This is a genomic window from Burkholderia sp. BCC1998 (assembly GCF_905339875.1).
Classification (GTDB): Bacteria; Pseudomonadota; Gammaproteobacteria; order Burkholderiales; family Burkholderiaceae; genus Burkholderia.
Window position 1 is genome coordinate 1 of record NZ_CAJPHE010000123.1, and the last position, 219, is coordinate 219.

Sequence of the window (219 nt, forward strand, 5' to 3'; positions counted from 1 at the left end):
TCGAGTATTCGACGGTGGCGCCGGTTTCGACACCGGACAGGTTCAGCGTGCCGACATTGGTGACGTGATCGACAGCGCTGCTGCCCGAATCGACCGCCAACGCCACACCGGGCGCGGCAGCCGACGTGTCGAGCGTGAAGCTGAACGAAGTCGGATCGGACGTGTTGCCGGCGATATCGGTCTGCCGGACCTGTACGTCGTTCAGGCCTTCGGTGGCGC

Annotated in this window: 1 protein-coding gene; it reads right to left on the reverse strand. The window is 64.8% G+C overall.

The annotated features are described in order from the left end of the window. Positions 1 to 219 (reverse strand): hypothetical protein (locus U5A56_RS37075; RefSeq protein WP_321927443.1); only part of this gene is annotated, 219 nt, incomplete at both ends.